The organism is Haloarcula sp. CBA1115, assembly GCF_000827835.1.
Taxonomy (GTDB): Archaea; Halobacteriota; Halobacteria; order Halobacteriales; family Haloarculaceae; genus Haloarcula; species Haloarcula hispanica.
In genome coordinates, this window is sequence record NZ_CP010529.1 from 421,292 (window position 1) to 445,198 (window position 23,907).

At 64.4% G+C, this 23,907-nt stretch carries 30 protein-coding genes; 18 read left to right on the forward strand and 12 right to left on the reverse strand.

Annotated elements, in window-relative coordinates; genetic code table 11:
• Positions 1–4 precede the first annotated feature (4 nt).
• The gene (locus SG26_RS01895) at positions 5–310 is read right to left on the reverse strand and encodes a hypothetical protein (RefSeq protein WP_004516266.1); all 306 of its coding nucleotides are present in this window, start codon (positions 308–310) and stop codon (positions 5–7) included.
• Between the two features lie 178 nt (positions 311–488).
• Here SG26_RS01895 and SG26_RS01900 point away from each other — a divergent pair, with 178 nt between their 5' ends.
• The 3 genes from SG26_RS01900 (at position 489) to SG26_RS01910 (ending at position 2,767) form a co-directional block, all read left to right on the forward strand.
• Positions 489–1,865, forward strand: a complete 1,377-nt coding sequence (locus tag SG26_RS01900; RefSeq protein WP_050036700.1) for an adenylosuccinate synthase — start codon at positions 489–491, stop codon at positions 1,863–1,865.
• A 110-nt stretch (positions 1,866–1,975) separates the two neighbouring features.
• Positions 1,976–2,170: a methytransferase partner Trm112 gene (locus SG26_RS01905; protein WP_014040659.1), complete on the forward strand. Its 195-nt coding sequence runs from the start codon at positions 1,976–1,978 to the stop codon at positions 2,168–2,170.
• 51 nt (positions 2,171–2,221) lie between these two features.
• Positions 2,222–2,767: a hypothetical protein gene (locus tag SG26_RS01910; RefSeq protein ID WP_008313320.1), complete on the forward strand. Its 546-nt coding sequence runs from the start codon at positions 2,222–2,224 to the stop codon at positions 2,765–2,767.
• Positions 2,768–2,773: 6 nt separating this feature from the next.
• Here the strand turns inward: SG26_RS01910 and SG26_RS01915 are convergent, their stop codons facing one another.
• On the reverse strand, positions 2,774–3,853 hold the full coding sequence (locus SG26_RS01915; protein WP_050036701.1) for a DR2241 family protein: 1,080 nt from the start codon (positions 3,851–3,853) through the stop codon (positions 2,774–2,776).
• 187 nt (positions 3,854–4,040) lie between these two features.
• Between SG26_RS01915 and SG26_RS01920 the strand changes: the two genes are divergently transcribed.
• On the forward strand, positions 4,041–5,033 hold the full coding sequence (locus tag SG26_RS01920) for a M48 family metalloprotease (protein ID WP_050038233.1): 993 nt from the start codon (positions 4,041–4,043) through the stop codon (positions 5,031–5,033).
• On the forward strand, positions 5,030–6,145 hold the full coding sequence (locus SG26_RS01925; RefSeq protein ID WP_050036702.1) for a PQQ-binding-like beta-propeller repeat protein: 1,116 nt from the start codon (positions 5,030–5,032) through the stop codon (positions 6,143–6,145). Before SG26_RS01920 ends, SG26_RS01925 begins: the two co-directional genes overlap by 4 nt.
• Here the strand turns inward: SG26_RS01925 and SG26_RS01930 are convergent.
• Together SG26_RS01930 and SG26_RS21455 are read right to left on the reverse strand one after the other, a co-directional pair.
• Entirely contained in the window at positions 6,136–7,050 is a 915-nt protein-coding gene (locus SG26_RS01930; protein WP_050036703.1) for a CbiX/SirB N-terminal domain-containing protein, read from the reverse strand. The genes SG26_RS01925 and SG26_RS01930 overlap by 10 nt on opposite strands.
• Before the next feature lie 114 nt (positions 7,051–7,164).
• Positions 7,165–7,323 carry a hypothetical protein gene (locus tag SG26_RS21455; RefSeq protein WP_023843316.1) on the reverse strand — a complete coding sequence of 53 codons (159 nt, stop codon included), beginning with the start codon at positions 7,321–7,323 and terminating at the stop codon, positions 7,165–7,167.
• A gap of 218 nt (positions 7,324–7,541) precedes the next feature.
• Here SG26_RS21455 and SG26_RS01935 point away from each other — a divergent pair, with 218 nt between their 5' ends.
• From SG26_RS01935 to corA, 5 genes are all read left to right on the forward strand, one after another.
• Positions 7,542–8,027 (forward strand): hypothetical protein, encoded by a 486-nt coding sequence (locus SG26_RS01935; protein WP_050007442.1) that lies wholly within the window; start codon positions 7,542–7,544, stop codon positions 8,025–8,027.
• Between the two features lie 47 nt (positions 8,028–8,074).
• On the forward strand, positions 8,075–9,553 hold the full coding sequence (gene cysS / locus SG26_RS01940; RefSeq protein WP_050036704.1) for a cysteine--tRNA ligase: 1,479 nt from the start codon (positions 8,075–8,077) through the stop codon (positions 9,551–9,553).
• 109 nt (positions 9,554–9,662) lie between these two features.
• Positions 9,663–10,304 (forward strand): DUF6517 family protein, encoded by a 642-nt coding sequence (locus SG26_RS01945; protein WP_050036705.1) that lies wholly within the window; start codon positions 9,663–9,665, stop codon positions 10,302–10,304.
• A gap of 43 nt (positions 10,305–10,347) precedes the next feature.
• Positions 10,348–10,518 carry a hypothetical protein gene (locus SG26_RS21460; RefSeq protein ID WP_014040668.1) on the forward strand — a complete coding sequence of 57 codons (171 nt, stop codon included), beginning with the start codon at positions 10,348–10,350 and terminating at the stop codon, positions 10,516–10,518.
• Positions 10,515–11,492 carry a magnesium/cobalt transporter CorA gene (corA, locus tag SG26_RS01950; protein ID WP_050036706.1) on the forward strand — a complete coding sequence of 326 codons (978 nt, stop codon included), beginning with the start codon at positions 10,515–10,517 and terminating at the stop codon, positions 11,490–11,492. Before SG26_RS21460 ends, corA begins: the two co-directional genes overlap by 4 nt.
• On the opposite strand, the gene SG26_RS01955 is transcribed toward corA, so the two are convergent.
• Complete coding sequence (locus SG26_RS01955; RefSeq protein ID WP_175055162.1) at positions 11,487–12,704, reverse strand: tripartite tricarboxylate transporter permease; 1,218 nt, start codon at positions 12,702–12,704, stop codon at positions 11,487–11,489. The two genes, corA and SG26_RS01955, sit on opposite strands and share 6 nt — an antisense overlap.
• A 64-nt stretch (positions 12,705–12,768) precedes the next feature.
• Positions 12,769–13,179 carry a transcriptional regulator gene (locus tag SG26_RS01960; protein WP_014040671.1) on the reverse strand — a complete coding sequence of 137 codons (411 nt, stop codon included), beginning with the start codon at positions 13,177–13,179 and terminating at the stop codon, positions 12,769–12,771.
• Positions 13,180–13,277: 98 nt separating this feature from the next.
• Here SG26_RS01960 and SG26_RS01965 point away from each other — a divergent pair, with 98 nt between their 5' ends.
• On the forward strand, positions 13,278–13,898 hold the full coding sequence (locus SG26_RS01965) for a hypothetical protein (RefSeq protein ID WP_023843318.1): 621 nt from the start codon (positions 13,278–13,280) through the stop codon (positions 13,896–13,898).
• A 21-nt stretch (positions 13,899–13,919) separates the two neighbouring features.
• Here the strand turns inward: SG26_RS01965 and SG26_RS21465 are convergent, their stop codons facing one another.
• Positions 13,920–14,078 (reverse strand): hypothetical protein, encoded by a 159-nt coding sequence (locus tag SG26_RS21465; protein WP_175055136.1) that lies wholly within the window; start codon positions 14,076–14,078, stop codon positions 13,920–13,922.
• A gap of 68 nt (positions 14,079–14,146) precedes the next feature.
• On the opposite strand from SG26_RS21465, the gene glp reads away from it, so the two are divergent.
• The 3 genes from glp to SG26_RS01980 all read left to right on the forward strand — a co-directional run bounded on the left by glp (position 14,147) and on the right by SG26_RS01980 (position 18,635).
• Positions 14,147–15,367 (forward strand): gephyrin-like molybdotransferase Glp, encoded by a 1,221-nt coding sequence (glp, locus tag SG26_RS01970; RefSeq protein WP_050036708.1) that lies wholly within the window; start codon positions 14,147–14,149, stop codon positions 15,365–15,367.
• Positions 15,364–17,244: a molybdopterin biosynthesis protein gene (locus SG26_RS01975; RefSeq protein WP_079980792.1), complete on the forward strand. Its 1,881-nt coding sequence runs from the start codon at positions 15,364–15,366 to the stop codon at positions 17,242–17,244. The genes glp and SG26_RS01975 overlap by 4 nt, the downstream gene beginning before the upstream one ends.
• Positions 17,245–17,411: 167 nt before the next feature.
• Positions 17,412–18,635 carry an iron-containing alcohol dehydrogenase family protein gene (locus SG26_RS01980; RefSeq protein ID WP_014040675.1) on the forward strand — a complete coding sequence of 408 codons (1,224 nt, stop codon included), beginning with the start codon at positions 17,412–17,414 and terminating at the stop codon, positions 18,633–18,635.
• 171 nt (positions 18,636–18,806) lie between these two features.
• Here the strand turns inward: SG26_RS01980 and SG26_RS01985 are convergent, their stop codons facing one another.
• Both SG26_RS01985 and SG26_RS01990 read right to left on the reverse strand, forming a co-directional pair.
• Positions 18,807–19,976: an NAD(P)/FAD-dependent oxidoreductase gene (locus SG26_RS01985; RefSeq protein ID WP_050036710.1), complete on the reverse strand. Its 1,170-nt coding sequence runs from the start codon at positions 19,974–19,976 to the stop codon at positions 18,807–18,809.
• A gap of 271 nt (positions 19,977–20,247) precedes the next feature.
• A complete protein-coding gene (locus tag SG26_RS01990) occupies positions 20,248–20,943 on the reverse strand; it encodes a ThuA domain-containing protein (RefSeq protein WP_014040677.1) in 696 nt (231 codons plus the stop codon).
• Positions 20,944–21,223: 280 nt separating this feature from the next.
• Between SG26_RS01990 and SG26_RS01995 the strand changes: the two genes are divergently transcribed.
• Together SG26_RS01995 and SG26_RS02000 are read left to right on the forward strand one after the other, a co-directional pair.
• A complete protein-coding gene (locus SG26_RS01995; protein ID WP_014040678.1) occupies positions 21,224–21,598 on the forward strand; it encodes a helix-turn-helix domain-containing protein in 375 nt (124 codons plus the stop codon).
• Positions 21,599–21,644: 46 nt separating this feature from the next.
• Positions 21,645–22,055 (forward strand): CoA-binding protein, encoded by a 411-nt coding sequence (locus SG26_RS02000; RefSeq protein ID WP_014040679.1) that lies wholly within the window; start codon positions 21,645–21,647, stop codon positions 22,053–22,055.
• Between the two features lie 251 nt (positions 22,056–22,306).
• Here SG26_RS02000 and SG26_RS02005 read toward each other — a convergent pair whose 3' ends face one another.
• Together SG26_RS02005 and SG26_RS21060 are read right to left on the reverse strand one after the other, a co-directional pair.
• On the reverse strand, positions 22,307–22,690 hold the full coding sequence (locus SG26_RS02005) for a DUF393 domain-containing protein (RefSeq protein ID WP_050007246.1): 384 nt from the start codon (positions 22,688–22,690) through the stop codon (positions 22,307–22,309).
• Between the two features lie 52 nt (positions 22,691–22,742).
• Positions 22,743–22,928 (reverse strand): hypothetical protein, encoded by a 186-nt coding sequence (locus tag SG26_RS21060; protein WP_154020784.1) that lies wholly within the window; start codon positions 22,926–22,928, stop codon positions 22,743–22,745.
• 73 nt (positions 22,929–23,001) lie between these two features.
• Between SG26_RS21060 and SG26_RS02010 the strand changes: the two genes are divergently transcribed.
• Both SG26_RS02010 and SG26_RS02015 read left to right on the forward strand, forming a co-directional pair.
• Entirely contained in the window at positions 23,002–23,244 is a 243-nt protein-coding gene (locus SG26_RS02010) for a BolA/IbaG family iron-sulfur metabolism protein (protein ID WP_014040681.1), read from the forward strand.
• A 93-nt stretch (positions 23,245–23,337) separates the two neighbouring features.
• Positions 23,338–23,676, forward strand: coding sequence for a glutaredoxin (locus tag SG26_RS02015; RefSeq protein WP_008313275.1), 339 nt, complete (start codon positions 23,338–23,340; stop codon positions 23,674–23,676).
• Between the two features lie 24 nt (positions 23,677–23,700).
• Here SG26_RS02015 and SG26_RS02020 read toward each other — a convergent pair whose 3' ends face one another.
• Complete coding sequence (locus tag SG26_RS02020; RefSeq protein ID WP_004516241.1) at positions 23,701–23,880, reverse strand: DUF5786 family protein; 180 nt, start codon at positions 23,878–23,880, stop codon at positions 23,701–23,703.
• Positions 23,881–23,907 lie beyond the last annotated feature (27 nt).

Genomic DNA, 23,907 nt, shown 5'->3' on the forward strand with positions numbered 1-23,907 from the left:
AAGCTTAGCCTTCGATTTCGGCTGCGTCTTCGATCTTCATACCTTCGAGCTTGTCGATGATTTCGTCGACCTTCTCGTCAAGGTCGTCGACGAACTCACCAGTCTGTTCGGTCGTGATCGCACCCTGGCTGGAGGGCTCGATGAGGTTCTCCTCTTCGAGAACGCGCAGGGAGTACCGCACCTTGTGGTGCGGGTAGCCGGTTTCGTTGGACATCTTCACGATACCGATAGGCTCGTTCTCGATAACCATGCGAAGCACCTGCAAGTGGCGCTCCAGCATGTCAACTTCCTTTTCAAGCCTGTCTATCATGGCAATTGTTAACTTGTGTTTGCGGTATTTAAAGGTTCTCCCTCGGCCAATCGCTACAACGTTGATACGTTCGAACAGGGGTGTCTTAAAACCGTCGTAACGGTTCACATGGGTACTGCTCACGAGCGTGATTTCCGGACCGTAATCTGTTTATCACGGTGGATGGAAGGTGCGTGCGATGACCGTAACCATCGTCGGCTCACAGCTCGGCGACGAAGGGAAGGGCGGCATCGTCGACCTGTACGGCGACGACGTGGACGTCGTCGCGCGCTATCAGGGCGGCGACAACGCCGGCCACACCGTCGTCCACGAGGGCGAGGAGTACAAGCTCTCGCTGGTTCCGAGCGGAGCCATCCGCGGCAAGGTCGGCGTCCTCGGCAACGGGTGCGTCGTCAATCCGCGGACGCTGTTCGACGAGATAGACACGCTCCAGGAACGGGGCCTCGACCCGGACGTTCGCATCGCCGAACGAGCACACGTCATTCTTCCGTTCCACCGCGTGCTCGACGGTATCGAGGAGGAACTAAAAAGCGAAACGGATGACGAAGTCGGGACAACGGGCCGCGGTATCGGCCCGACCTACGAGGACAAGGCCGGCCGGCGCGGCGTCCGCGTCGGCGACCTGCTCGACCCGGACGTGCTCCGGGAGCGCCTCGAATACGTCGTTCCGCAGAAGCGGGCTGTCGTCGAGGACGTGTACGACCTCGATGTCGACGAGCTTGACGATCCGGACGCCTTCGACGTGGACGCCATCTTCGAGGAGTTCCGCGAGTTCGGCCGCCGCTTCGAGGCCGAAGACATGACCGTCAACGCTGGGGCCTTCCTCAGTGCGACCATCGACGAGGGCCAGAACGTCATGCTGGAGGGCGCACAGGGGACCATCATAGACATCGACCACGGGAACTACCCCTACGTCACGTCATCGAACCCGACGGCTGGCGGCGCGGCGACCGGGACCGGACTCAGCCCCGGCGTTGTCGGCGACGGCGAAGTTATCGGTATCGTGAAGGCATACCTCACCCGTGTCGGAAGTGGCCCGCTACCGACCGAACTCGGCGGCGTCGTCGGCGACACACCCGACTACGACGAGCAGGGCGAAGGCGAGAACGAGGAGCTAGCGAACTACATCCGCGAGAAAGGCGGCGAGTACGGGACCGTTACCGGCCGCCCGCGACGTGTCGGTTGGCTCGACCTGCCGATGTTGCGCCACTCCACGCGCGTGTCCGGCTTTACCGGTATCGCCATCAACCACCTCGACGTGCTCGCCGGCCTCGACGAAGTGAAAGTCGGTCACACGTACACGCTCGACGGCGAGGAACTGGCGTCGATGCCCGCGACGACCGAGCAGTGGAAGCGCTGTGAAGCCAACTTCAAGTCCTTCGACGGCTGGCCCGAGGTCGACTGGGCGGACGCCGCCGACGAGGGGTACGACGCACTCCCCGAGAACGCGAAGGCCTACGTCGAATACATCGAATCCGAACTCGACACGCCGGCCTACGCCATCGGCGTTGGCCCCGGCCGCGGCGAAACCATCGTTCGCGAGCATCCGTTCTAGGGGCTGTTCTCCCTACTTCGACGCGGCGTTCACACACGATTACCCAGTGACGTGGCGACACTCACTGGGAGAGCGGCAGACTTTTGCGACCGCCGGTCTTGGTCGAATGTATGAAAGAGGACTTGATGGAAATTATTTGCTGCCCTCTGGACAAGCACGACCTCGACCTCGAAGTGACAGAGCGCGATGACGACGAGATCCTGGCGGGCGAACTCGTCTGTACCGAGTGCAGCGAGACGTTCCCCATCGAGGACGGCATTCCGAACCTGCTCCCGCCGGACATGCGCGACGAAGCACCGGCCTGAACCTTTTTTTCCTCGCCCCGCGGAGTCACGTCCGTGCCTGACTCCCTGCCCGTGCACCTCAACCGGACGGACATCCACAGTCTGGAGGTTCCAAACGAGTTCGACGCGACAGGGAGTTTCGACGTACGATTAGTCAATCACGGCGAGGCCCTGCACGTCCATCTCCACCTCGACGACTCGCTTTCCTCCGTCGCATCGCTCGACGCCACGAACCACCACGTACGGGCCGAAACCGACCGACTGGTCAGGATAACTGTCGACGGTGACGGCCCGGTCCGCGGCAAGCTAAAGGTCGTGACGGGGTACGGCGCCGAGACCCGGTACATCGACATCTACATCCCGGAAGGCGGGACCGAGAACGAACCGGTCATCGTCGACGACGAGCTGTCGAAGCCACAGCCGAAATCGGCGACGGAATCGGAACCCGGGCTCGAAGACCTGTCCGCGGGACCGATACTGGCGGCTGGCGGTTTCACGGTCCTGATTGCGGGCCTCATCACGCTGGTTCTCACCGAGAGCCTGCTGTTGACCGCTGTCGCAGTCCTCGCAGTCACAATCGTGCTGGGACTTCTGTCCGTCGCCGTTCGCTCGTCCTGAACCCCGTTACTGTTCCGTCTCGACGCCGCCGAGGTTCCCCTCGTCGTCGAACAGCTTCGCGCGCAGGAACCGCGCCCGGTACCGGTTGGCTCCCTCGTAGATGTCCGCCTCGCGGATGTCCTCGGCCTCGCCGTCGGCGACGGCATCGATGATGGCCTCGACCTGCTCTTTTTCGCTGGGCGTGAGTTCGAACTCGTAGGTCTGGCTCGTCTCGCCTTCGAGTTTCGTCCACTGGCGTGCGCCAGCGATGACGAGGGAACAGGGTTCACGGCAGGGGAATTTCCCCGACCCACCGTCGACATCGAGCTCGGTCTCGTCGTCGTACTGCCACTCTCGGCGCTTGAGACACTGGGAGTCGTCACAGCAAGCCTCGGCGACCCAGTTGACGTGTTCGTAGCCGTCGCCGCGGTCCCAGGTCTTGACGACGCCGTAAATGCCCGTCTGGCGGTCGACGGTGTCGCGCCAGTGGCTCACGTCCAACTCGCCCTCGCGCTCACGGTGCCAGTTCGAAATCGTGGCCGGATAGAAGAAGTCCACCGCCTGGACTAGCTCCGTCGGTCCGAGTTCGGGAAACACCCAGCCTGACTGGAGAGTGGGGGCTGTTTTCAGCGGGCGGTAGCGGTCACGGTCGTCGTGTTTGGCGAGGGTACGGGCGTCCAGTGGGTCGTCGTACGCGTCCAGCGAATCGGCGTCTGTCCCCGTGTCGTCTACGTGGCGGAGGTCGTACACCCGCTCGTCGTCCTCGTCCAGTGTCACGGTAATCGAGAGCTCACCCCACGTCGTCGTCAGCCCCTCTCGTAACTGGTCGTATCGGTCCGGAATCGGCGTCGACTCAGCGTTTTCGAGCCACCGGAGATACGCCCAGCGAGGCTCCGCCTGAGGCGCTTTTGCGTGCCAGAAGTACCAGTTCGAGATGTACTCGGGGTACGACGCGGCCAGGCCATCGAGGTCCGCGATACTCGTACTCTCTGCTTCCGCTGTCGTCTCGACGGCGTAGCGTCCACCCTCGACCGCTGCCTCGATACCGTCGAACGCGATACCGTCCGACGCCGCCTCGGCGAACGCCTCGACATGGGTGTCGTCCATACCGCCGCCGTAGGTGTCGCACCGGGAAAAGTCGCCTGTTCCGGCAATCGGAGTGGAGATAGTTCCAAATTCGGCAAAATTATATTTTACAAGAATCGTAGATGATTTATGACATCTTGGTGGGGGCGGTCCGTGTCCGGAGGTGGACGCTGTGGACTGGCCGACTGACCGGGGGTTACAGGTCCGAATGGCGACTGCTGTCGTCCTTGTGGGACTCCTCCCGGTGGGGTTCGTCTACGCAGGCCTTGCACTCGTGAACACGGCCGGAATATGGCTGGCGAAGCTAGCCACCGACTGGGTGCTGGCCGGCGAGTTCTACATCGAGCCGTGGCTGGTCGCTGGCGGCGTCGTGGTCGGGTTCGCCGCGCAGTTGGCCGTTGGCGACACCATCGCCCTGCGGGCGCTGGACGCTCGCCCCGTGGGCCCCGACGACGAACCCGGTCTGGTTGAAAACGTGACACGGCTAGCGCAATCAGTGAACCTTCCGGCACCGGCAGTCGCCATTGCAGACAGCGACGCGCCGAACGCATTCACTGTTGGCCGGAGTCCCGACAGCGCCACGCTGGTGCTCACGACCGGACTGCTCGACGCACTCGACGACGACGAGCGCGACGCCGTCATCGCCCACGAACTCGCTCACATCAAGAACCGCGACGCCACCGTGATGTCGCTTTCCTACGTGCTCCCGACGCTAACCTACAGCCTCGCAGCCAGCACCCTCGGGCTTCTTCAGGCCATCCCCGGTGCTTTCACCGGCTTCCGACACACCGATAGCGACAGCGCCCGGGGCCTCCTACTCGGCATCTTTATTTTGACAGTCAGTGCCTTACTGACGCTCGCTGTCTCAGCCGTGTTCTGGCTCGCCAGTTTCACGCTGTTTCGCGTGCTCTCGCGGTACCGCGAGTACGCCGCAGACCGCGGGGCCGTCGCTATCACCGGCGACCCTGCGGCGCTCGCCAGCGCGCTGGCGACCATCGATGACGAGATGGCGGCGGCCCCAGACCACGACCTCCGGGCGCAAGACGGTGGTCTCGACGCGCTCTATATCGCACCCATCGACGAGACACAGTTCAAAGACGCGCCTGATTTCGTTGCCAACGACGTGTTCCCCCAGACCCATCCGCCAACCGAGGCCCGCATCGAACGACTGGAGACGATGGCCCGGGAGGGACCGTCGTGACCGAGTACAGCCGACGAACCGTTCTCACGGGGCTTACCGGCGTTATCGGGTCGCTCGCCGGGTGTGGCTATCGCCCCGGCCCGGGCGATAAGAAGTGGGAAACCGCCGACGACGGCGGCCGTCTGGTCACGCTGGTCGACGGGACGCTGTTCGAGGTCACGTTCGAGACCATGGACTTACTCGACGACAACTCGGCTGGGGCCGTTGCTCGGTACAATCTCGTCGACGGTTCCCGGCTGGGCCGGTTTGAGTTCGAGGGCGTCGCGGTAGACTGGGCCAGCCATGCGGCCCGCCTCTACGTCGGGACAGCGGCCGGTCGGGTCATCGGGGTGGCCGGGGACGGACGAGACTGGACGAAAACAGTCGAAGAGCCAGTGTCGAGCGTCGCCGCCGCTGACGGCCGCGTGTATGTCGGGACCGAGAGCGGGAATCTCCTTGCCTTCGCCAGCGAAGGAGGGGCCAAGCAGTGGTCGAAGTCCCTCCCCGTCCCTGCAGACCCGTATAAAAACAACGTGCCGACAGTCGGTGCGGGACCAGGCTGTCTCGCCGTCGACTGGGGGACTGGCGACGAGTTCCGACTCGACGTGTTCGCACCGGACGGCTCACCCCTCTGGAACCGAACGCTCCAGCGGAGCCTCAACGGGCGGCCACATGTCCGCGGCGACGCGGTTTACGTCCGCTCGGAGTTTCTTCAGGCGTTCGACCGTGACTCGGGGACGCGCCGCTGGGTCAACGAAAATGTCACCACTCCGGGTGGACCGTTGCGGTTTAGCCGCGACGGCGATACCGTCTACGTTCCGGAGCGACACGCCCTGATAGCTGTTGCGACCGCTGACGGCACTGAGCGATGGCGGTTCAATGACGAACGGTACGCGGGCATGGAACAGGGGCGAAGCGCGTACCAGACGGATATCGGTGCGACGGGCGCGGCCCCGGCTCCCGAGGGTGGGTCGGTGTTCCTCAACACGAAACACCACGGCCTGTTTCAGTTTGACAACGGCGGGAGCCTGAAATGGCACGAACCCCGTCTCGACTTCAGCTTCCTCTATGCGGTCACAGAGAACGCGATAGTCCACTCCGGTGACGAAGCAATCGTCGCTCGCTATCGGTAGTCCCCGCCGTCGGCGATGGGTCCGCTAGTCGCCCGCGGCGGTGGTGCCCCGCCGGTCTCCGCACGGACCTGCTCGATAGCGCTTCGCACGTCGGCCCCCGCGTCACCGGCCCGTTCGAGTACCACGTCGGCCATCAACGGCTCCGTCCCGACCGCGCCGGCGTACCAGATGTCGTGGCCCTCGACAGTTGTCGGTACGTCGTATCCCGTTCGGTAGTCGTCGGTCAACCCCATGTCCTCGGGGATGTCCTCCTGCGTGTGGAAGCCGTCGGCGATGAACAGCGGGACGACGACGATGTCGTCGCTCTCGAAGTAGTCAGCCACATCGTCGACCTCGGGGTCCTCGTCCATGAACAGCGACTGCACCTCGTCGAAGCGGTCCCGCTCACGGATGCGGTCGGCGTGGTACTGAATAGCCTTCGCGGAGTTCTCGTTACGCTCCGTACCGTGGCCGACGACCGCGAGGCCGAATCCGTCGCCGACATCTGGGTCACCGGTGACGGACTCGGCCCGCTGGACGATGACATCACTCATCGAATCGTGCGTCCCGACCGGACCACAGTAGTGGACGGTCTGGTCCGTGTCTTCGGCGGTCAGCGTCGCGTTTGTCGCGCTCGTCCCGTCGGAGTCCCACAGCTCGGGGTCCCAGCCCTCCAGACGGAACTCCCGGGGGATGACCTGCTCGGTGAAGTAGCCCTCCGAGATGAACAGCGGAACCAGATACACCTCGTCGGCGTCGACGGTCCGCAGCGCCTCCCGGAACGACGGTTCCTCCTTCCAAAAGGATTCACGGACCTCGCTAAACGCGCCGGTCGCCCGAATCGTGTCCGCGTGGTCGTAGGTGGGCGTACTCGACTCGGCGTTCAGGTGAGAGCCATGGGCCGCGATAACGAGCGCTTCGTCCATATCCACCGGTTGGTGCGAGCCGTCCTTAGGGCCTTCGTTGGCCTGCCCGGATAGCCGGCAGGCTGTTCAACGTTGAACGCCGAAAGTGTGTACTTGCCGACCGATTCCACTCGGTCACAGCCCGAACAGGAGGACGTAGAACAACACCCCAGCGGCTGCCAGCAGTGCGGCGTGTCCCAGCGCGCCAGCAGCGACGACGATGCCACCGATGACTCGTTCCGCCGGTTCCAGGGGCTGTCCGAACACTTGCCGTTCGCGTTGTGCAATAGCCATTGTCCTTCCCTCATGTAGAGAGACGGCCTCCTGTGGCACAATCCCCTATGACTGTTCTCAGTCGCTGGGAGTGGTCCCGAAGTTCTGCGGGTCCAGCGCGCCCGTTTACCGTTCATCACAGGACGGCGAGGCCCCTCGGTAGCGAGCGGCCCCGTGGAACCGCGTTCGCTCGCGCCTGATAGAACGACTTTTGCCCACGCCGCCCGTGGCCGACGCCAATGTCACTCGCAGCCGCGACCAGGGATGCCGTCCGCGAGCGGCCGTTTCTCTACGACGCACTCCGGGCGGGCATCGTCAACTACACGGCCGCCGCACGTACGCTCGACATCGACGGCGAGGAGGAAGCCGTCGCGACTGCGCTCCGTCGGTTCGCCGAGGAACTGCCCACCGACCCGCCACACGACAGCGACGCCAGGGTCTCGATGCAGAGCGGGCTTGGCCGGGTCGAGTCCCCCGATGCTGAGTCGGCCGCCGTCCTCACAGTCGGCGACGCCGCCTTCGCCGATGGCGCCGGTTCGCTGACTGGCATCGTCGCCACCGGTGACCTCTCGGCGGCGGCGCTGGCCGAGGTGCTGGGACGCCTGCGAGCGACCGATATCTCGACCGAGGCCGCCGGCGTCACCGACGACGCGCTCGTCGTGGTAGTGAGTCGCCGCGCGGGACCGGACGCGCTCCGAGTGGTCGAAGCGACTGTACAGGGGTGAGCCGCCTTCCGACGGCTTAAAGCGGGCGGCCCCAGTTTGCCCCGATAATGACGCTTCGTGTGACGAACACGTTGACCGGTGAGAAAGAGCCCTTCGAGCCGCGCGACCCCGACTCCGTGCTGTTGTACTACTGTGGGCTGACGACCTCCGACCCACCCCACCTCGGGCACGCGCGCGGCTGGGTCCATGTCGACGTGATGGCCCGCTGGCTCGACCACCTGGGCTATGACGTCCACCACGTCGAGAACTTCACCGACGTCAACGAGAAGATCGTCGCCCGCGTCGGCGAGGACGGCGACAGCGAGGCCGACGTGGCCCGCCACTACGTCCAGCAGGTCATCGACGATATGCGCTCGCTCAACCTCGGCCGCGCGGAGGTGTACCCCCGCGTCTCAGAGCACGTCCCGGAAATCATCGACCTCGTTGAGCGACTCATCGAGCAGGGCCACGCCTACGAGCAGAACGGCTCCGTCTACTTCGATGTGACGAGCTTCGAGGACTACGGGAAACTCTCGAACCAGTCCGTCGACGACATCGAATCACAGGGCGCGGACACCGAAGGGGAGAAGCGGCACCCCGCAGACTTCGCGCTCTGGAAGGCTGGCGGCGTCGATCCGGCAGACATCGCCGAACATCAACATCCCGAGGCCGCACCCGCCGAGGAAGCCTGCCAGACCGCTCAGATATGGGACTCGCCGTGGGGCGAGGGGCGACCCGGCTGGCACATCGAGTGCTCGGCGATGTCGATGACCCACCTCGACGAGTCCATCGACATCCACGTCGGCGGGCAGGATCTCGTCTTCCCCCACCACGAGAACGAGGTGGCCCAGAGCGAGGCCGCGACCGGAAAGCAGTTCGCGAAGTACTGGCTCCACGTCCGCCTGCTTGAAACCGAGGAGGAGAAGATGTCCTCCTCGCTTGGCAACTACTTCACCGTCGCCGATGCCGTCGAGGAGTTCGGCTCCGACGTGCTTCGGACCTTCCTGCTGTCGACGGCCTACACCTCGCGGGCGACCTACAGCGACGAGACCATCTCGGAGGCTGAAGAGCGCTGGGACCGCCTCTCTCGCGGCTACGAGCGAGCGGCCGAGGCCTGCGACGGCGTGGACGCCTACGCGAAGGTAACCGACGAGACGCTTCGTGACGCTGTCGCAGACGCCCGCTCGGCGTTCGAGGCCGCGATGAACGACGACTTCAACACGCGGGAGGCGATGACCGCGCTGCTCGACCTGACGGCCGCAGTGAACTCCCATCTGGATGCCCACGAGCAACGGGACTACCAGGGGCTCCGCCGCGCTGTCGAAACGTTCGAGGAACTCGGCGGCGGCATCCTCGGGCTGGCGTTCGGCGACGACGACAGCGGCGACGTGTCGCTTGCCGGCGACGTGGTCGATCTGGTTCTGGACATCCGCGAGCAGGAGCGAGAGGCCGGTAACTACGAACGCGCCGACGAACTCCGGGACGAACTGGAAGCGCTCGGCGTCGAGGTGCAGGACACCGACGACGGGCCGACCTACCGGCTCTGAAAGGGGACGACAGACCGGTTCTAGGACGTTTATCGACGGTGTTTTGTACCTTAGTTAACAGCTTGGGCGGCCAAGTACTTTATATACTGGACACAGTGTAGGAACAACAATGCGAAAGGGCATCCTCACGCTTCTCGTCGGGTTACTCGTCGCCTCGTCGGGCTGTGTCGGCCTGATAACCGGGGAGACAGTCGAGTTCGACTCCGCACCGGCGTCAGTCGGCGACAGTGCGCTCGAAGAGACCGGCTACGAGCAGTCGATGGCTGACGAACAGACTATCGAGCGGACGGTCACCGTCGCCGGGCAGGAGCGAACCATCCGCGTCACGAACCACGTCCGACAGTACGAGCGTGGCATCGACCTCGGACCGCTCGGTGAGGTCAACGCCGGCCGATTCATCGTCTTCTCGACGCCCAGCGCCAGCGTCGCGGGGAAGTCGCTGAACCCGGCCGCCAGCTGGTCCAACGAACGCCTCGTCGAGGAAGTCGCCAGCCGGAACGACCAGATAAACGATGTCCAGTTCGAACGCAACCGCTCGGTGGAGGCACTGGGCGAGTCCCGTGAGGTGGCCGTGTTCTCCGGAACGACGAGCATCGAGGGTCAGGAAGTCGACGTCCTGATCCACCTCACGAGCTTCGAGCACGAGGGCGACGTGGTCGTCGCCGTCGCCGTCTACCCGGAACAGATCGACGACCGCGAAGGGCCACGCGTCGATACGCTGCTCGGCGGCCTCTCGCACTCGGGCAACTGACTGCGGGGACACTGTTTTCTTTCGGGCCAGTGATGACGGAGGCATGAATCGGCTGTTTGTCGCCGGTGCGGTGCTCACGCTCGTCGGCATCGCCGGCTACGTCGTCGGGACGAGCGTCGCCTACCCTGGCCGGTCTGCGTCAGTGACGGCGGTCATGGTCGGCCTGACGGTGGCGGCCGTCGGCCACGCCACGCCGACGGAGGACACACCGTGATCTCCGCAGTGGTGTACGCCGACGGACAGGCGATGGAGTACGAGGACCTGGCGGCAGCCCGAACGGCCGTCGGGACGACGTGGGTTCACGTCACCGACGCGACACCCGAAGAAATCGACGCCGTCAGTTCCGCCTTCGATCTCCACTCGCTGGCTATCGAGGACATCAAGACCGACGTCCGGGCGAACGTCCAGGAGTTCAACGCCTACACGTTCGCGCTCGTCAAGTCCGCGTCGCTCACGCCCGGCGATACGACGTTCGACAAGGAGGTGACAACGACGCCGCTTGGCCTGTTCATCGGCCCCGACTGGGTCGTCACGCTGTCGACGGGAGCCGTCCCGTCCATCCAGCGCGTGATGGACGCCGTCGGCCGCGGGGACGAGCGACTCCTCCACCGCGGCCCGGATTTCACGGCCTACCGGGTCATCGACGTCATCGTCGACGCGTACTTCGACCTGCTGGACGAGATCGAGACCGATATCGAACAGATCGAGGAGGAAGTGACCATCTCCACCGATATCGAAACGCTCGAACGGATCAACGACGTCCGGCGCGACCTGCTGTCCTTCCGAAAACAGGTCTGGCCGGCGCGGGAGGCGATCGGCGTGCTCGCCCGCGGCGACCCCAAACAAATCCAGCCACAGACGGAGAAGTATTTCCGGGACGTGTACGACCACCTGGTCCAGATAGTGGACCTGACCGAGACGTACCGCGACTTGGTGGCGGGGGCGCGGGATATCTACCTGAACACGGTGTCCCAGTCGACCAACGAGGTAATGAAGATGCTCACCGTCGTCGCGACCATCTTCATTCCGCTGACCTTCGTGGTCGGCATCTACGGGATGAACTTCGCCGATAGCCCGTACAACATGCCGGAACTGGGCTGGGCGTTCGGCTACCCCGCGGTGATGATCGGGATGGTGATCGTCGTCGCCGTCTTGCTCGCCCATTTCCGCCAGCGGGGCTACCTATAACGCCAGCGGGACGAGCAACACCCCCATCAGGGTCGCCCGCCGAGCCCCGAACTTCGGGGGCAAGTGGCCGACTGCGGTCGCGGCCCCGAACGCACCCACGCCGACCAGCCCCGCGAAGAGCGCGGAGAGACAGATCAGGACCGCAATCACGGACAGCGAGAGGTATGTCGGGTCCAGTCGACCGACAATCCGGAGGTAGCGGTCGCCCAGCGTCGGGACGAGTATCGCGCCGGCGACGGCAGCGATGGCGACCGCGGCGAGCAGTGCTGGGAGCACCAACGGGACTTCGGCTCGGTCGAGCGCGACGAGAACGCCGGTTCGGGGCGTTCCCAACGAGATGAGCGCGAACAGCGCAAAGACAGCCGTCGCCGTGTTGACGCCGCTCGTCGTGACGATGAACGCTCGCGGCCCCTGGTCGGAGACCAGGCCCAGCGCCAGCGTCGCTGCGATAGCGCTGGAGACGCCCGGAATGTAGCCGACAGCGCCACCACAGAGCGTCCCGATACCGGCGAGAACGCCGACCGTTCGTCGCGGCGTCGTCACCGTCGCGTCGGCCTGTGGCGGGACGCCGTCCCCCTCGATAGCGGCCAGGAGCACCGGCGCGCCGAACAGTCCCGAAAACAGCGGGACCAGCACGTCCGACACAGGCAACGCTCCGGTTACCGGCGCATCGAGCAGGCCGATTCCGAGCAGACCGCTGGCGGCCAGGGAACACGCCGCGCCGACCCGCTGGCGGCGACCGTGCTCCGTGACCACGAGCAAGGCCGCAATTCCTGCGAGCAGCACTGGGAGCCACGGCCGGAGCAGCGGATACACGCGCTCCATCAGCAGCGTTAGCGGAACCGCCAGCGGGACAGCAAACACCACAGCTAGTCCACTCCCCAGCGCTGACAGGCGAAGCGCCTCCCGGCCGCGGCCCTCGATGACCAACTGGTGGCTCGGCAGTGCGCTGGCTGCCATCGCCGGGTCCGGCACGCCAAGCGCCAGCGCCGGAATTACGTCGAGGAAGGTGTGTGTCACGCCGGCCGAAAGCATCGCGACGCCGACGTACAGCCGCGGGCCGGGCAGGCTGCTCGCCGCGGCGGCGAGCAAGAGCGCGAACGTGTTGGCGTGCAGCCCCGGGATGAGGCCGCTGAGCGTTCCCAGCCCGACTCCCGTTCCGACCGCAGCGAGTAATGCGAGCGTCGCTGCCGGGTCGGCGGCGGGAGCCATGGACTGCATACCGGGGCGTGGCCCCGTTCCCGTACTTGAACCTCCGTGCCGGCCGCGTGCCCACTCACTCCGCCGAACTGTCGTACATGTCGTCGAAGGCCTGTTCGCCACGGATGAGCTCGTCGACGCCGTCGGTGAGCGTCACCTCGCCGAAGACAGTCGCACTGTAGTATGTGTAGAGTCCATCTTGGCCGCGGTCCGTCCGCTGGCGCTTCTCGACGAGGCCGGCGTCGACGAGCGTGTTGAGGTGATAGTGGAGCGTACTGTCATCGACAGTTAACATGTCATCCAGTTCCGTCGGACTCATCTCCCCACCGTGGACGAGGCGGTAGAGGATTTCGTACCGAATCCGGTTGCCGACCGCAGCGTGCATATCAAGGTACTCCTCAAGACTGAGAACGCTGTCGTCGGGCAGCAGGTCGGCCGGGTCCTCCGGCGGCTCCCCGTCCACCGCTCGCGAATGGTCCGTCGACATCTCAATTATGTGTACGGACGGCTCATATTTAGCTGTTCTCAAGCCAATGAATACTGAAAATACCTACTTTTATAATATAGTGGCAGATTGGTGTCACTATGGCGACGGAAATAACACGGGAGCGGATTATGGACCAGGTCGGGGATGTTCGGTACGACCGGTTCCTGTTCTATCTGATGGGGCCCTACAAGTCGTTCAATCTCAACTACGTTCTTAGCGAGTCCGAGCGAGCCGATATCGATATCGGCGACCTGCCTGGCCCACTCCGGCGACTGTTTCAGAACAAAGCTGAAATCGATGAGGCGAAAGCACTGTTGCGGCGGGTACAGGGGGCGCTCCGGGCCGACCCGGGCTTCAACGCTTTTCTGGCGCTTGATGTCGACATTGACACTGACGACGTGGACGCGGCGACACAGAGTATCGAGTTTGCGCGATGCAGCAATGCCACCGCGTTCGTGTTGCCGTTTCTCGGACACAACTTCGGCGTTGGTGAGGAGGCCGGCAGTATCCTCGAACGGCTCGCGGACACGCACGGTGATCGGATGGTGTTCATCCATGAGGACGACGTGACGAGTGCGATGATTCGGTCGGCGTCGGTGCGCTGGGACTTGCGAATCGAAACGTACGAAACCGAATCAGAACTCGTCGACACGTTGCGTCGGTTCGCCGGTGGTGTCATGCATCGGGAGCGTCGGGGTGACCTCAACCGCCTCGACTGACCGAGCTGGGGACGGTGATACTCACCTCTCCACGGCGTGGTGCGGCCCGACCGGCCCGTGTTCGGGGCAGGTCCCGGCGATAGGTGTGGTGTTGAGACAGCAGTGCCGGCTGTCGGTCGCGACTAGCCCCGTCGAGAGTTCGCTCCCGCAGAGACGACAGCGGAGGGTCGACCCACTCACACCTACGCTACTGTCACTACCCTCCTGAACCTGGCGAGCTTTTTGGTGTGCCGGCCATTCGTACAGGCATGAGCAACGAGTCCCGAAAGTCGGCCGGGTTCAAGGACCGAACACCGGTGACGACGGCCAGGGAGACGCTGCTGGACGCAGTGACGCCCCACGAGCGGACCGAGCGCGTCCCGCTGCGCGAGGCGGACGAACGCGTGGTCGCCACGGACATCGCTGCTGAACGAGCGGTGCCCCACTACCGCCGGGCGGCCATGGACGGCTTCGCCGTCAGAGCCGAGGACACCTTCGGCGCGAGCCAGCGGTCGCCCGCATCGCTCCGGGTCGGTGAGACGGTGACCACAGAGACAGCGGCCCGCGTACACACGGGGAGCGAACTCCCCGATGGCGCAGACGCCGTCGTGATGGTCGAGGAGACCGAGGTGGCCGGCGACACCGTCACGGTGTTCGACGCGGTCGCGGGCGGCGAGAACGTCGCGCCGGTCGGCGAGGACGTGGCGGAAGGGCAGACCCTCTACGAGGCAGGCCACAGGCTCCGTCCGTCGGACCTCGGCCTGCTGAAATCCGTCGGTACCGACACCATCGAGGTGTACGAGCAGCCAACCGTCAGCGTGATTCCGACCGGGGAGGAACTGGTGCAGGACGACCCCGCGCCGGGCGAGGTCATCGAGACGAACGGCCAGACCGTCACCCAGTACGTCGAACGCTGGGGCGGCACAGCGACTTACCGCGATATCGTCACCGACGACGTGGACGCGCTCCGGGCGGCCATCAGCGACGACCTCGACCACGACATCGTGGTGACGACCGGCGGGTCCTCCGTCGGCGAGCGGGACCTGCTCCCGGAGGTCGTCGATGGAATCGGCGAGGTGCTGGTCCACGGCGTCGCGCTGAAGCCGGGCCATCCAGTCGCGCTGGGCGTGGTCGAGGAGACGCCGATTCTGATGCTCCCGGGCTATCCGGTCGCCTGTATCGTCAACGCCGTCCAGTTCCTCCGGCCGGCGCTCCGACAGGCCGGCCACCTCCCGTCGACAGCGCCGCCGACCACCGAGGCCGAGCTGACACGAAAGATAGCCAGTGAACCGGGGACCCGAACCTACGCCCGGGTGGAACTACACACCGAGGACGATGACGAACCGACCGCGACGCCGACGCGGGCCAGCGGCTCGGGCGTCCTCTCGAGCGTCGCGCTCGCCGACGGCTGGGTCGTCGTGCCGGAGTCCGTCGAGGGGTACGACGCCGGCGACACCGTGACTGTCGAAGACTGGGAGTGGTCCCAATGAGCGACCGCCGCGAGTTCCGCGACCTGGCGTCGCCCGAGGAGGCCCACGAGGTCGTCGCGGACCTCGACATCGACCCTGCCCCGGAGACGGTCCCGCTCGCTGACGCTCGCGACCGCGTCCTCGCCGAGCGGGTCGACGCCGACATCGACGTGCCGGGGTTCGACCGCGCGAGCATGGACGGCTACGCCGTACACGCCAGGGACACCTTCGGCGCTGACGAGGCCGACCCGGTGACGCTTTCAGTCGCCGGCGAAGTTCACGCGGGCGAGGAGCCCGACGTGACGGTCGAGTCGGGGTCGGTCGCCGAGATCTCCACTGGCGCGGTGATGCCGCCCGGCGCGGATGCCGTCGTGATGGTCGAGCGAACGACCGAGACAGCCGACGGCGTCGAGATACGCACATCCGTCGCGCCCGGTGACAACGTGATGCTTGCCGGCGCGGACATCGCGGCCGGGGCACGCGCCCTCGGACCTGGAACGCGCATCACGCCGCGGGAAATCGGACTCCTGTCGGCGCTAGGCCTCGACGAGGTCCCGGTGCGTGGTCGTCCCAAGGTCGGCATCCTCTCGACCGGTGACGAGCTCGTCCGGCCCGGGGATCCCCTCGACAGCGCCGCCGGCCAGATATACGACGTGAACAGCTACACGCTCGCCGGCGCTGTCTCGGAGGCCGGCGGCGATCCGGTGATGTACCCCCACGCCGGCGACGACTACGCGGAGATGGAGCGGTTGCTCCACGAGGCGGCCGACGAGTGCGACCTCGTTCTCTCGTCGGGGTCGACCAGCGCGAGTGCCGTGGACGTCATCTACCGCGTGATCGAGGAACGCGGCGAACTCAGGCTCCACGGCGTCGCCGTCAAGCCCGGCAAGCCGATGCTCGTCGGCACTATCGGCGACTCGGCGTACGTCGGCTTGCCCGGGTACCCGGTGTCGGCGCTGACCATCTTCCAGACGTTCGTCGCGCCGGCGGTCCGGGACGCCGCCGGGCGGGACCCGCCACAGACAGCGACGGTCTCGGGCACGATGGCGGTCCAGGAACGCTACGGCGAGGGGCGCAGACGCCTCATGCCGGCCGGCCTGGTCGAGGACGAGACGGGGTCGCTGCTGGTCTATCCCGTCGACAAGGGCAGCGGCGCGACGACGAGCCTCGTCGACGCCGACGGCTTCGTGGACGTGCCGCCGGGGACAGACTACCTTGCTGAGGGGGAGGCAGTCGACGTGACGCTGTTCTCCCCGGCGGTCAGACCGCCGACGCTTCTCGGCATGGGCGAGGACGACCCCCTCCTCTCGCGCTTGCTTGACACCGTTTCCCGCCCGCGGTATCTCCCGCTCGGCTCCACCGAGGGGCTCCGCCGCCTCGACAACGGCGTGCCCGATATTGCCGTCGTCGCGGGTCCGACCAGCAGCGACCACGAAGCGACCGACATCGGGGGATGGCAGCGTGAGTGGGGACTGGTCGTCAGTCCTGATACCGATGTGTCCGACCTGGGCGACCTCGTCGACGGCGACTACCGCTTCGTCAACCGCGACAGCGCTTCTGGACTGCGGCGGAGCTTCGACGACGCGGTCGACGCACTTGGCGAGGAACGGGGTGTCGGCCGCGCCGAACTCATCGATGCTATCGACGGCTACGAACTCACGACGAAGGCACACGAAAGCCCCGCTCGGAAGGTGCTTGCAAGCGACGCGGACGCGGGCCTCGGCCTCCGTGCTACGGCGGCGAAACTCGACCTCGGATTCGTCTCGCTGGGAACGGAATCGGTTCGGGTGCTCGTGAACCCGGACCGACGGGAGAAAGACAGTATCGGTTCGCTCGCCGAGGTGCTTTCCGACCTCGGCGCACTGACTGACGGGATGGCCGGCATGGAGCCACAGTAGGCGGAGCCGGTCTGAGCACGGGAATCCTGCCGAGAATACGCTACGGTTTTACCACGGACAGACGACGTGACCACGCTTGCAGACGACCCGAACGCTCGACCTGTGGCGACCGACGGCGCTGACGACCTGAAGGGCTAAAGACGAGCGGGGCCGAGTGAGTCACAGCAATGCCCGACACACCGCTTGCCGCCGACCTCAACGCCCCGTTCCGGTTCGAGTACGACCCTGCGACGCTGCGGTACGGCCCCGATGCCGTTCGGTCGCTTGACACGGAGCTAGACGCACAGGGCGACGACCGCGCGCTGGTCGTCTGTGGCGCTACCGTCGGTGAGACGCCGGCTGTGATGGACCCCGTTCGAGAGGGGCTCGGTGACCAGCTGGCTGGCGTCTTCGCGAAAACGACGCCAGCCAAGCGGCTCGGTACCGCTTACGACGGGCTCGAACGCTTCCGCGAGGTCGATGCCGACTGTCTCGTGGCCGTCGGCGGCGGGAGCAGCCTCGACGTGGCGAAAATCATCAGTATCCTCGCGGCAACCGACCGTGATCCGGCCGCTGTCGGTCAGGCGTTCGTCGATTCCGGAACGATAGCCGTCCCCGAAACGGAGCTGCCGCCGATTGTGGCTGTCCCGACGACACTGGCCGGCGCTGACCTCTCTATCGTGGCGGGAGTCACAGCCGTGCCCGATACTTGCCCTGTGGACGAACCGACCAGCGGCGGTGTCGGCGATCCGAAACTGATGCCCGCAGCCGTCTGTTACGACCCCGAACTGATCGCGACGACGCCCCGGTCGGTCCTCGCGGCGTCGGCGATGAACGGCTTCGACAAAGGTATCGAGACGCTGTACGCGGCTAATTCAACCCCGATAACTGACGCCACAGCGTCGCGCGGTCTCGGTCTTCTCACAGACGGACTGCTCGCACTCGGTAACGGTGACGACGACCCGTGGGTGTATCAGTCGCTCACCCGGGGCATCATGCTCGTCCAGTACGGCATCTCGCGGGCCGATGGGACGACGCTCTCGCTGATCCACGCCTTCGGCCACGGACTAACCCGGACCTACGAGGTCCAGCAGGGCGCGGCCCACGCGGTTATCGCTCCACACGCCCTCTCGTACCTGTTCGAGCAGGTCGACGGCCGGCGGTCACTACTCGCCGATGCTCTCGGTGTCGGTGAGGCCTCTGACCCCGCTGCTGCGGTCGTCGACCGGGTCAATGACGTGGTGACGACGCTGGGACTGCCGACACGACTCCGGGATGTTGACGGCCCCGACCGCGAGGCGTTCCCCGAAGTTGCTGACGCCGTCCTCGAAGACGCCTTCATGGCGAACGTCCCGTCAGAACTGGAACCCACACGAAAAGACATCGTCAGCGTGTTAGAGTCGGCCTGGTAGTGCCTTGCTCGGAGACGGGCAAAACAGCATACCGCGCGCCATCGGCGCGCGGTTTTACGTCTCGCGACCAGCGGGAGCGAGACGGTCGTTTTTAGCGTAGATTTTTGCGAGGAGTGGTGCCCGCAGCGCGCTCGAAGAGCGCGTGAGGACACCCGACGAAGTAAAAAGGTACTACATGTCGGGCCAGGCCTTGACGGCCCGACCGACGCCAGTAACGTCCTTGATCCAGCGGGCGGCAATCGCCTTTTTCAGCAGTTTCGCGGGCATCCCGCCGAACGTTTCGATAGGCATATTCACCACGTCGTGGGCGACGGCTTTCTCGCCGACCGAAACGACCGTGCCCTTGTCCTTGTGGGTCCACGTCTTCAGCGGCTGGCCTCGCACGGCGCGAGCGAGGTTCTCACCGGCGACTTCGGCGGCCTGCCAGGCGGCCTGCGCGGTCGGCGGGGCGGGCTGGTCGCCCGGCTGGTCGATCAGCGCCGAGTCGCCGATCGCGAAGACGTGTTCATCCTCGGTCTGGAAGTTCCCTTCGGCGTGGACGCGGTGGTTGCGCTCGTCCTTGTCCAGATCGACGTCTTGCATACAATCGCGGCCGGTGATGCCGCCCGTCCAGACCAGTACGTCGTAATCCAGTTCGTCCTCGTCGCCGATGTACACTGTCTCCTCGTCGACTTCGCCGATGAACTCCCCGCACTTGATGTTCACGTCGGCGGCTTCCAGACGCTTACGCAGGGCACCCTGCAGTTCCGGGTCGCTGTTGGGCAGGACCTGGTCGAGCCCTTCGACGAGGTGGATGTCGATGGGCGCGTTGTGTTCGTCGCGGAACTCGGCGACTTCGCCGGCGGTCTGGATACCCGAAAGGCCAGCGCCGCCGATGACGACCTGCGCGGGGTCGTTGGTGGAGGCGTCACGAGCGGCCTGCTGGATGTTGTCGTGGATGTCGAGCGCGTCGTCGAGGCTCTTGAGCGTCAGCGCGTGCTCTTTGAGGCCCTCGATGCCGAAGAATGCGGTCTGCGATCCCAGCCCCACGAGCAGGTAGTCGTACTCGACAGTGTCGGAATCGGCGAGGGCCACTTCCTGGGCGTCGGTGTCGATGCCGACGACTTCGTCCTGAACGAACGAGGTCGAGGGCTGTTTGATCTCGTGGACGGGAATAGTGATGTTCTCCTGGACGCTCGGGTCCCGAATGCAGCGGTGGGACTCGTGCAAGACCAGGTGGTAATCCGTCTCAGAAATCCAGGTCACATCGACGTCCGTCACACCGTCTAGCTCGTCCTCTAAACTCTTTATTGCCCCCGCACCAGCGTACCCCGCACCGAGTACGACCACGTTCTCTGTCATAGGCCACTCTCCGAAGTCATTAGATACAAACCCTTTGGAATCGGTCTACGGCTCCGCTGTTGTCCTCGCATGCTGGCTCACGGTCGTGACCCAGCCCCCTAAGTTTGCAGTCGCCTTCGGTCACCCTCCCGAGGTAAAACAGCACCTACCGTTCCGAAAGACGCCTCCTAATCACCTATTTACAGAGACAGTCTGTCCTTTCTGGTCGGCCAATCAAACAGAAGGAGGGGCAACCGAGAGCTAACAGACAGCACAACGGTTGTCCCGACTGTCAGGACTGTCCAGCGCAGCGGTGGTCGGTCTCATCCGGCGCGGCCCAGGTAACAGCGTTGTGCAGGAGCTTCTGAACGACCGGCCGGTGATACACTGGAAACGTCTCGTGGCCGGGTTGGAAGTAGAATATCCGTCCTGCATCACGGTAGTAACAACACCCGCTGGGAAACACTGTGCCGTCGCCACACCAACTTACGGTCACCAGGGTGTCCGGTATCGGCAGGTCGAACCCCTTTCCGTAGATCTCGGCACGTTCGAGTTCGAACTCCTCGGGAAGCCCGTCGGTAATTGGGTGGCTCGATTCGACGACCCAGACGTGCTCGCGCTCGCCCTCCTCGCGCCAGCGCAGGGTGCCAGTCGTTCCCATGAGTGCCTCGAACGGCTTCGATTCGTGACTGGAGTGTAGCGGGATGAACCCCATTCCCTCACGGACAGCCTGCTCGACGCGGCTCGCAGTCGCATCGCTGACAGCATCGTGTGCGACATCGCCCCACCACAATAAAACGTCAGTTTCGGCGAGTATCTTCTCGGTTAGTCCGTTGGCAGGGTCATCGAGTGTCGCTGTCTGGACGGTGTGGCCGTAGGAAGTAAGCATCTCAGCCAACGTCGTGTGGATCCCGTCGGGGTACATCGCATTGGCCGGGCCTGTCGCCCGTTCGTGCCGGTTTTCGTTCCACACGGTGACTGCAACCATACAAGAATACACTGAATAACCGGAGAAAAATATAATTACTCTCTCATGGCTGGGAAGCTGCCGCTCGCCATGATTTTGGGCAGGCACACGGTGTGCGAGGGTCCACTGTGTCTCCCAAGCTATAGTAGCCATTGAAAATCAATACACACCTGATCGCACGACAGCAGTGCGATCAGGTGTGTACATCGTTTCAATTGTTACTATAGCCCACGAACAGTAGCGTCCGGCTACCTGCACAGGGGTAGTTATTAGCCGGCCGCGGCCGAAATCCCGACAAGATATGAGCGATTCACCGGAGAAGCTCTCCGTCTGGTGTGCTGGCGAAGAGTGGTGTCCGATAACCACGACGGCGTCCCTCATCGGGAAGAAGTGGCACCCCGTCATCATCCACCGACTGCTTGATAACGGCCCGTCAGGATTTAACGAACTCAAAGAGAACGTCGACGGGATTTCTTCCAAAGTGCTCTCTGACAGCCTCGAAGACCTACAGGAGAAAGGGCTCGTCGACCGGGAAGTAATCAACGAACAACCGTTTCGCGTCAATTACTCGCTCACCGAACACGGGGAGTCACTTGAGTCCGTAATCACCGAAATGGCAGCGTGGGGCCAGACATACCTGCAGGAACCGACAGGGGCCGACGAGCCCACGGAGTAAGTCCCGCAGGCAATCGCTTTTGTTGCTGCCCGGCTAACATCCGTGTATGCCTGTTACTTCGGACGACGAACTCCGAGAGATCCTCGAACTGGACCGCGTCGCCGTCGTCGGGTGTTCGACCAGCCCCGGCAAGGACGCTCACGAGATCCCGAAGTACCTCCGCGAACAGGGGTACGAGGTGATTCCGGTCAATCCCTTCGCAGACGAGATATTCGGACAGAAGGCCTACGACTCGCTGTCAGAGATTCCCGGCGAGATAGACATCATCGACGTGTTCAGGCCAAGCGACGAGGTCAGCGACATCGTTGACGCGGCCCTGGAACGGGACGACGACGCCGTCATCTGGCTCCAGCTCGGCATCCACGACGACGAGGCCGTCGAACGTGCCGAAGCGGCCGGCCGCCGCGTCGTCCAGGACCGCTGTATGAAGCCGACCCACCAGCAACTGATGGCCTGAACAGGCAGATAACGGCTGAATGCGGTTGACACAGCCGTCGCCCGTACGGTCAGTCTGTGTCTGGGCCACATCCGGAGTGTGCTGCCGTGGGAGCCAGAGGGTACTGGCTCGTCCGGATGCTGTTCACCGGGCGCTGGCGGTCAGTTACCTCCTGGTGTTCGTTGTCGCGACCACGCGGTTCCGGTGTCGGTTCTGCGCTACGCCAGCCCGGTCAGCGAGGGCAATTTGCAACACGCCAGGGTCCGAGGTCGTCAGTTCGTGCCGTCCCTGCGCGCTGGCGGCGTCTTCGACATGACCTTCCCCCACTTCGAACGGTTATCGGCGACCTGTCGATAGGCCCGCTCGCGGAACCGCTCGTAGTCTTCGAACTGCCGGAAGAAGGAGACCAGCGGCCGCGCCGGCTTGCCTATGTCAGTGTAGGTGAGCGCTGTCTCGATGGACTCCCCACAGGAGTACACCTCCTCCTCGGTCACCAGATGCGAGCAGGACTCGTAGTCGTCCGGGAGTCGCTCCAGCAGGTCGTCGTCGAGGTCGGAGAACCCGACGATTTCGAGGTCGGACCGCTCGTCGATGAAGTCCGCCCACCACGTACAGAAGCCGCAGTCGTCGTCGTAGACGAGCGTAGCGTCGCTCATATTCGAGCTACGTACCCGAGGCACAAACACCTGTGGTTCAGCCGGCGGGAATTTACAGCCGATCACCACAGGTACGGACGTGGAGCGATTCGTCAGACTGATCGTGGCCGGCGGGCTTGCCTTGGTAGTCGGGCTCTGGACGGTTTGGCTTGTGGCCTCGTTCTCGGCAGTCCGGTTCGGCGGGGTCGCGCTCGCACTTCTGGGACTGGCCGCCCTCGGAGTCGGTATCAGCCGGCAACTGTCACTCAGTTAGTGACCGCGGCGTGACTGTGACGCCAACTGTTTTGCCTGCCGCTCTCTTCAGAGCGCGTATGGACGAGGATGCAGTCGCCGAACTCATCGAAACGGAACTGCCGGAGGCACAGGCGACGGTCACCACACCGCGGGACCCCGACGACGACAAACACTACGCCGTACGCGTGGTGTCCCCGGCGTTCGAGGGAGAATCACTAGTCGACCAGCACCAGCTCGTCCACGACGCGCTCGGGGACCATCTCACCCGCGACATTCACGCTATCGAGCTGACGACACTGACGCCCGAGGAAGCCGAGTAGTCGTATCCCGGCGGTGCGGTTCCGCTCGACCCGTCGGTACAACCTCGTTTGTCCCGTCGGTACGCCTTTATTGCCGACGGCGTTAGTGAGGGTATGGCATTCGAGCCCGAAGAACTCTCGCCCGAAGAAGTCACGGACCAGGTAGACAGCGTCATCGAGGACAACGAGGTCGTGCTGTTCATGAAAGGCAACGAGCTGATGCCACAGTGTGGCTACTCGAAGAAGGCCCTCGCACTACTGCAACAGCACCGCGACGACATCGAGACAGTGGACGTGCTCAAGGCGACCGACGCCTATCGGGAGGCCCTAGAGCGCCACAGCGACCGCGAGACTATCCCCCAAACGTTCGTCGACGGGGAGTTCATCGGCGGCAGCGACATCCTCGAACAGCTGGACGAGCGCGGTGAACTCGCGGAAAAAGTCGGCCAGTAAGCGCAGTCGGGAATGGCGGCGGCGTTACTCCTCGTCCTCGTCTTTCATGTCGCCGAGTTTGTCGACGAGGTCGCTCGTGGTCGCCTCCGTCTCGAAGGAGACCGACCCGTCGTGGTCGTTCTCGTGGACTGCAACGCCCTCGCTGTCGTCTGCGTCTACGTCGTTGTCCTTCTGTTCGGATTCATCGTAGCTACCAAAGCCCATACAACTACAACTCGCAGTCCCACACTA

What these genes read in the sequence shown, in the direction of transcription:
- SG26_RS02015 (WP_008313275.1), top strand. Translation starts at nt 23,338, where the DNA reads ATGGCATTCGAGCCCGAAGAACTCTCGCCCGAAGAAGTCACGGACCAG.
- SG26_RS21460 (WP_014040668.1), top strand. Translation starts at nt 10,348, where the DNA reads ATGAATCGGCTGTTTGTCGCCGGTGCGGTGCTCACGCTCGTCGGCATC.
- SG26_RS01990 (WP_014040677.1), bottom strand. Translation starts at nt 20,943, where the DNA reads ATGGTTGCAGTCACCGTGTGGAACGAAAACCGGCACGAACGGGCGACA.
- SG26_RS01955 (WP_175055162.1), bottom strand. Translation starts at nt 12,704, where the DNA reads ATGGCTCCCGCCGCCGACCCGGCAGCGACGCTCGCATTACTCGCTGCG.
- cysS (WP_050036704.1), top strand. Translation starts at nt 8,075, where the DNA reads ATGACGCTTCGTGTGACGAACACGTTGACCGGTGAGAAAGAGCCCTTC.
- SG26_RS01960 (WP_014040671.1), bottom strand. Translation starts at nt 13,179, where the DNA reads ATGTCGACGGACCATTCGCGAGCGGTGGACGGGGAGCCGCCGGAGGAC.
- SG26_RS01920 (WP_050038233.1), top strand. Translation starts at nt 4,041, where the DNA reads ATGGCGACTGCTGTCGTCCTTGTGGGACTCCTCCCGGTGGGGTTCGTC.
- SG26_RS01895 (WP_004516266.1), bottom strand. Translation starts at nt 310, where the DNA reads ATGATAGACAGGCTTGAAAAGGAAGTTGACATGCTGGAGCGCCACTTG.
- SG26_RS01965 (WP_023843318.1), top strand. Translation starts at nt 13,278, where the DNA reads ATGGCGACGGAAATAACACGGGAGCGGATTATGGACCAGGTCGGGGAT.
- SG26_RS02000 (WP_014040679.1), top strand. Translation starts at nt 21,645, where the DNA reads ATGCCTGTTACTTCGGACGACGAACTCCGAGAGATCCTCGAACTGGAC.
- SG26_RS01945 (WP_050036705.1), top strand. Translation starts at nt 9,663, where the DNA reads ATGCGAAAGGGCATCCTCACGCTTCTCGTCGGGTTACTCGTCGCCTCG.
- SG26_RS01980 (WP_014040675.1), top strand. Translation starts at nt 17,412, where the DNA reads ATGCCCGACACACCGCTTGCCGCCGACCTCAACGCCCCGTTCCGGTTC.
- SG26_RS01930 (WP_050036703.1), bottom strand. Translation starts at nt 7,050, where the DNA reads ATGGACGAAGCGCTCGTTATCGCGGCCCATGGCTCTCACCTGAACGCC.
- glp (WP_050036708.1), top strand. Translation starts at nt 14,147, where the DNA reads ATGAGCAACGAGTCCCGAAAGTCGGCCGGGTTCAAGGACCGAACACCG.
- SG26_RS02020 (WP_004516241.1), bottom strand. Translation starts at nt 23,880, where the DNA reads ATGGGCTTTGGTAGCTACGATGAATCCGAACAGAAGGACAACGACGTA.
- SG26_RS01985 (WP_050036710.1), bottom strand. Translation starts at nt 19,976, where the DNA reads ATGACAGAGAACGTGGTCGTACTCGGTGCGGGGTACGCTGGTGCGGGG.
- SG26_RS02010 (WP_014040681.1), top strand. Translation starts at nt 23,002, where the DNA reads ATGGACGAGGATGCAGTCGCCGAACTCATCGAAACGGAACTGCCGGAG.
- SG26_RS21455 (WP_023843316.1), bottom strand. Translation starts at nt 7,323, where the DNA reads ATGGCTATTGCACAACGCGAACGGCAAGTGTTCGGACAGCCCCTGGAA.
- SG26_RS01975 (WP_079980792.1), top strand. Translation starts at nt 15,364, where the DNA reads ATGAGCGACCGCCGCGAGTTCCGCGACCTGGCGTCGCCCGAGGAGGCC.
- SG26_RS01905 (WP_014040659.1), top strand. Translation starts at nt 1,976, where the DNA reads ATGAAAGAGGACTTGATGGAAATTATTTGCTGCCCTCTGGACAAGCAC.
- SG26_RS01935 (WP_050007442.1), top strand. Translation starts at nt 7,542, where the DNA reads ATGTCACTCGCAGCCGCGACCAGGGATGCCGTCCGCGAGCGGCCGTTT.
- SG26_RS02005 (WP_050007246.1), bottom strand. Translation starts at nt 22,690, where the DNA reads ATGAGCGACGCTACGCTCGTCTACGACGACGACTGCGGCTTCTGTACG.
- SG26_RS01995 (WP_014040678.1), top strand. Translation starts at nt 21,224, where the DNA reads ATGAGCGATTCACCGGAGAAGCTCTCCGTCTGGTGTGCTGGCGAAGAG.
- SG26_RS01900 (WP_050036700.1), top strand. Translation starts at nt 489, where the DNA reads ATGACCGTAACCATCGTCGGCTCACAGCTCGGCGACGAAGGGAAGGGC.
- SG26_RS01915 (WP_050036701.1), bottom strand. Translation starts at nt 3,853, where the DNA reads ATGGACGACACCCATGTCGAGGCGTTCGCCGAGGCGGCGTCGGACGGT.